Source organism: Noviherbaspirillum autotrophicum, from assembly GCF_000818395.1.
Taxonomy (GTDB): domain Bacteria; phylum Pseudomonadota; class Gammaproteobacteria; order Burkholderiales; family Burkholderiaceae_D; genus Noviherbaspirillum; species Noviherbaspirillum autotrophicum.
The window spans coordinates 5,127,072-5,132,512 of sequence record NZ_JWJG01000028.1; the positions used below are offsets into that span (position 1 = coordinate 5,127,072).

Annotated in this window: 5 protein-coding genes; 2 read left to right on the plus strand and 3 right to left on the minus strand. The window is 56.3% G+C overall.

Going from position 1 to position 5,441, the window contains the following annotated elements; all coding sequences use genetic code 11:
* The coding region (locus tag TSA66_RS25185; protein WP_040043003.1) for a DEAD/DEAH box helicase at positions 1–1,596 on the minus strand (1,596 nt) is incomplete at its 3' end.
* A gap of 581 nt (positions 1,597–2,177) precedes the next feature.
* Positions 2,178–2,651, minus strand: a complete 474-nt coding sequence (locus tag TSA66_RS25190; RefSeq protein ID WP_157691789.1) for a hypothetical protein — start codon at positions 2,649–2,651, stop codon at positions 2,178–2,180.
* 381 nt (positions 2,652–3,032) lie between these two features.
* Between TSA66_RS25190 and TSA66_RS25200 the strand changes: the two genes are divergently transcribed.
* Entirely contained in the window at positions 3,033–3,659 is a 627-nt protein-coding gene (locus tag TSA66_RS25200; protein WP_040042027.1) for a tyrosine-type recombinase/integrase, read from the plus strand.
* 252 nt (positions 3,660–3,911) lie between these two features.
* On the opposite strand, the gene TSA66_RS25205 is transcribed toward TSA66_RS25200, so the two are convergent.
* On the minus strand, positions 3,912–4,556 hold the full coding sequence (locus TSA66_RS25205) for a cysteine hydrolase (protein ID WP_052452596.1): 645 nt from the start codon (positions 4,554–4,556) through the stop codon (positions 3,912–3,914).
* A gap of 149 nt (positions 4,557–4,705) precedes the next feature.
* Between TSA66_RS25205 and TSA66_RS25210 the strand changes: the two genes are divergently transcribed.
* Positions 4,706–5,441, plus strand: a 736-nt coding sequence (locus tag TSA66_RS25210; RefSeq protein WP_040042028.1) for a LysR family transcriptional regulator, incomplete at its 3' end; no start/stop codon positions are given.

Sequence of the window (5,441 nt, forward strand, 5' to 3'; positions counted from 1 at the left end):
GGCAATGGCGCCGACAATATTGCCCGGTTTTACGCCGTGTGCATGACCGACTTCGATGCGGAAGGTCTGCATGCCGACCTCAGGCGCGCGTTCCACGCGTTCCTTGTGCGGGAACGCGGGCCGCGCGCTCGCATCCCGCCGTTCCTGGCGTTCTGGCCTGACTGTCCGTTCGAAGGATCGGTTGCTGCGTTCGTCCCGACTTGGGGGGGGCAGCTGCTCGGTGAAGCCACGCTTAGCATCGGAGCTGGCGCGCTCTGTCTGCGGCTCGCGCCTGTTCTTGTCGAGCAGAAGCGGCTCGTCTCCCCGCGCGATTTTTGCGAGCGCAGCGGCGATTTCGATCGCGGGAATATTCTTCTCACGCTCATAGTCCTCAATCAGTGACTGGAATTCTTCCAGACCGCCGGCTGCCAGCGTGTTGCTGATCTGGTCCTTGAATTTGGCAACTCGCACATTGTTCACGGCCTGAATGGTGGGCAGTTCCAGCGGCGCCACCGGCTGGCGCGTCGCGCGCTCGATTGCCTTGAGCAGGTTTCTCTCGCGCGGAGCGATAAACAGGATCGCCTCGCCGCTGCGGCCTGCGCGTCCGGTACGACCAATGCGATGGGTATAGCTCTCCGGGTCGTACGGCACATCGTAATTGATGACGTGACTGATCCGCTCGACGTCGAGCCCGCGCGCGGCGACATCCGTTGCTACCAGAATATCGATCTTGCCGTCCTTGAGTAGCTGGATGGTCCGTTCCCGCTGTTGCTGTGCCATGTCGCCATTGATTGCTGCGGCGGAGAATCCGCGCGCCTGCAGTTTGGTCGCCAGCTCTTCCGTGCCGAGCTTGGTTCGCGCGAAGATGATCATGCCGTCGAACGGGTCAGCTTCCAGGATGCGGGTCAGCGCATCGAGTTTGTGCATGCCGCTAACCAGCCAGTAACGCTGACGGATGTTGTCCGCTGTGCCGGTTTTGGCGGCGATGGTCACTTCGCTGGGATTGCGCAGGTAGGTTTGCGCGATGCGGCGAATCGCAGGTGGCATCGTCGCCGAGAATAATGCGGTCTGGCGCGATTCCGGTGTCCGTTGCAGGATCGTTTCCACATCGTCGATGAATCCCATGCGTAGCATTTCGTCCGCTTCGTCGAGCACCAATGTCTTGAGCTGCGAGAGGTCCAGCGAATTCTTTTCGATGTGGTCGATAACTCGGCCGGGAGTCCCCACTACCACATGCACGCCCCGGCGCAATGCGCTCAATTGCGGACCGTAGCTCTGGCCGCCATAAATCGGCAGCACATGAAAACCGGGGATGTGCGTGGCATACCGCTGGAAGGCCTCTGCCACCTGGATTGCCAGTTCGCGCGTCGGCGCCAGCACCAAGGCCTGTGGCGCCGCCGCTTTGGCCTGGATGTGCGTCAGTATGGGCAGGGCAAACGCGGCAGTCTTGCCTGTGCCTGTCTGTGCTTGGCCAAGCACATCACGGTCCTCGAGCAAAAGCGGAATCGTCGCAGCCTGAATCGGCGATGGGGATTCGTAACCCAGTTCCTGCAGCACGCGCAGCAATGGTGTAGTTAGCTTGAGGTCGGCAAACAGCGGAAAGGAGGTATCGGACATGGCGTTTCTGAAAGCGTGTTTCGGGTTGCGGCAGGTGAAGGGCACAAGGCCTTGTCATGCAGTTTACTCCGTCGCTCGCCCAAGAGCCCGATAGACTGTTTCTGATGGTCTCTAATCGATCTTCGGACACTGGCTTGAGGGATTGAGGTGTAACAGCGGGCACTGATTTCCCGCACGTGAATCAGGTCGGTAGTCAGCCCAGCGTCGATGTGGAAAGCATTGAAATTGGCCGGCTACCATCATCAGCTTTTACGCTGTTGCGTATCCTCCCCAGTGCGGCCACCCGTCGTCCTCCAGCAATATCGTCGTCCGTGGCCGGGGGCCACTCAGGTTCGTTCCCCTGAACATCATGCTGTCGCGCATCACCCGGCGCAATGCTAGCGATGAGGGAGCATCGAAGCAGCAGGAAATTACAACTTCCCTCCCTTCTCACAGCAGCAGAGTAATGCTGTTGCCGCCCAGTTCCCGATGAAGGTAGTTATCGCCTGACAGCGCGTCCACCGCTCGTTTCGTCGGTTCGGGCAGCAGGCGCCAAATTAGACTAAGCGGCAGCAAAGATGTGGATGTTGGTTACAAATGCCTCATGTGCAGCTGCGAATATGACGAGCGATGACCAGTAGCTGATTTTTCTCCATGTCGACGATGTATTTTTGGCTCAACGAACTGATGAGCTTCACTGCAGCCGACACACCGAGCCGTGCCGACTGTTCGGCAATAAAGCCGACTTTGGCGAGCTTGAGCGCTCTCAAAAAGTAATAGTCCATGCCAGCCTCGATGAGTTCACTCACTAGATCGGCGACGGCCTTACTATGCTTAGGATGATCGGGCTCCCGTTCTAGCGCATCCAGTACCGTATAGGCTTTCTTTTGCAGCGCCTTCGAGTAGTAGAAGCGCATGGAGGGCTCGGCCGTGGCAGCGACGGTGGATTCGGTGCGTGCGTCGAGGTTGGATTTGGCTGGCTTTGTTGCTTTAGCGCGTGTTGCGACTGCCGCTTTGGCCGCCGGTTTGCTGGTGCGTTTTGATGAAACGTCCGAGGTGGCTTTTTTTGCAGTCATGATCGAGTCACTTCGAGGTGAGGTGAAAATGCCAGGCACTGGTTTGCATTCCCTTAAGTTCTTTAGGAATTTGCCATTTTGCTTACATACGACCTTCATTCGGATACTGTTTGAATATGGTCTGAATGTCCATTACTTTTTCTTGCCTAGCGCGGCCACTCAGAAATGCCACCTCTACACGATTTTTAGGAGGTCAAAGCGCCTTCGATAAGTCGTTTATATCTTCTGCAAGCGCCTGCTTTGTGGAGACACAGTTCGCCGGCTTGGGTCGATTCTTTGAGATTACTGAATAAATCTGAATGGCTGCTCTAAGCGTGTTATCACCCATTCAAGGAAATCGGCACACAATGAGATTCCTTTCAATTGAAATGGGAGGAAGCCATGGAAGCGAACCTTCACCAAACGGCAACGCATATCCCGTGGAACAAGGGGAAACTGGTTGGCCAGAAAGCGCCTTTGCGCCTCAAGGAGATCTGGGCTATTCGCATTCGGCTGCAGATGGAGCAGCGCACTCGCGATTTAGCGTTGTTCAATCTGGCAATTGACAGCAAGTTACGTGGATGCGATCTAACTGGATTAAAAGTTAGCGACATCGCACAAGGAAACCGGATACTGCCGCGTGCAATCGTGATGCAGCAGAAGACCAAGCGTCCCGTCCAGTTTGAGATCACTGAGCAGACGCGCACGTCGTTGGCGTCCTGGATGGAAAAGGCGCACTTGGCCGGCAATCAGTTCCTGTTTCCGAGCCGGCTTACGAACTCTCCCCACCTGTCGACAAGGCAGTACGCACGAATTGTCGAATCTTGGGTGAAGTCGATTGGTCTGGATCCGGCACCGTATGGCACTCACACCATGAAGCGAACAAAAGCTACGCTGATTTACCGAAAGACCAATAACCTGCGTGCAGTGCAGCTCTTGCTCGGGCGCACCAAGCTGGAGAGCACTGTTCGGTATCTTGGGATAGAGGTGGATGACGCGCTTGAGATTGCAGAACAGACCGAGGTATAGCTGCAGCCCGCACATTTTAAGCGGCATACTCGTTCATAGCAGAAGGCATGATGTTAGGTCCGTGGACACAAGCAGTCAGAGGTTGGATTACGTCCACGGGCGATCTGTGGCCATGAGCCGACAATCGCAATGCCACGCCACTCGATAACAATCGGCAAATTTATCGTTGCCATAAAGTAGCCATCCTTTCCGAGTGAGTAAACGAGCTGTGCGGTGGGGCTGTTAATTATCTGCCCCGCAACAGCAACACTATTACCGTCGCCTCCCCAACAGGCTTGCAAATTCCTCGATCTTGATTGACCAGCCGAAATGATGCACGGTGTGTTCGATGACGTGCCGCTGTTGCGCTTCCGTGAATGCTGCAGTGGCGTCTTCGATTATGACCGGCTCATAGCCGATGTCGTGCGCATGCCGCATCGTTGACTCGATGCACACGTGCGTTGCATATCCGGCCAAATACAACCGGCTGATCCCTTGGTTCCTCAAGAAGACATCGAGATTGGAACTCGCAAAGGCGCTTGCCCCCGTGCGGCCTTCGACCACAAATTCATTCGCTTGCGGAGTAAAGTCCTTGTGGAATTGCCAGCCGGTTTCATTGGACGTCCAGGTATTTGCTTTGGGAATTGCGCCGCGAAGACCGAAGTGGGCCTGGCCCAGTTCACGGTAATCGGATGACAGCTTCAGCGTCGCATGGATGACGTCGATGCCGGCAGCGCGGGCGCATTGCAATGCGCGTTTTCCCGCTTCAACGGAAGCCGCAAAAGCACTCTCATTGTGCGCCATCAGAAATCGTAATTTTCCGGCTGCGTTAAGCCATTCGTTAACGAATTCAATCATGAGTAGGGCGGAGCGGCCTGTGGGATCCGGACGTCGGCTATCGGAAGTAGATGCAACCATGATCTCCTCTTCTCAAAAAATAAGCTGCCCCATGGGTGGGGATAGGCTGCGTACGTTGGTTTGGTGTAAGCAGGTCCACGCAGTGTAATCAGTGAAGTTTGATTGGTGTGATACGCTCGGCGGCATATCCAATATGAATTTTTGTCATCATGAATACTTCCGATCCGTTGCGCGGCCTAAATGCTTTCGTCCGTGCCGCCGAAGCACGTAGTTTTACCGGCGCGGCACGAGTTCTTGGCCTGACGCCGTCAGCGGTCAGCAAGGCCGTCACGCGGCTCGAGCAGGAGCTTGCAGTGAGACTTTTCAATCGCTCCCCGCGTGAAGTGACCCTCACGCCGGAGGGGCAGGAATTCTTTTCGCATTGCCAGGAGCTCGTTCATGGCATCGAAGATGCGCGCGCCTTGGTGGTCGGTGCATCCTTACAGCCTCAAGGATTGCTGCGCGTGAGTGCCCCGGTCAGCTTTGGCCAGTTTGTCCTTGCCAAGGCGCTGCCGGCCTGGTTATCGGCATTCCCAGGGATTCGCGTCGACGTGGTACTGACTGATCGCATCACCGACCTTGCCGAAGAACGGCTTGATGTCGCCATTCGTATGGGAAGCGTTCCCGATTCCCGTCTCGTCGCACGACCGTTGGGAAGCACGCCGTTCGCGACAGCAGCATCGAAAAAATATCTCAAGCGTCACGGTCGGCCCGTGACACCGTCTGACCTGAACGATCACGTGTGCCTGGGTTACCTGCTGGAATCAACCGGTGGCGTACGCCAATGGGAATTTCATGTCAAGGGAAGGCGCGTCACGATCGAGCCGCGCGGTCCGTTGGGCACAGGGCACGCATCGGTCTTGCTTGATGCGGCCAAAGGCGGATTGGGAATTGTCCAGGCTCCGC

What these genes read in the sequence shown, in the direction of transcription:
- TSA66_RS25200 (WP_040042027.1), top strand. Translation starts at nt 3,033, where the DNA reads ATGGAAGCGAACCTTCACCAAACGGCAACGCATATCCCGTGGAACAAG.
- TSA66_RS25190 (WP_157691789.1), bottom strand. Translation starts at nt 2,651, where the DNA reads ATGACTGCAAAAAAAGCCACCTCGGACGTTTCATCAAAACGCACCAGC.
- TSA66_RS25205 (WP_052452596.1), bottom strand. Translation starts at nt 4,556, where the DNA reads ATGGTTGCATCTACTTCCGATAGCCGACGTCCGGATCCCACAGGCCGC.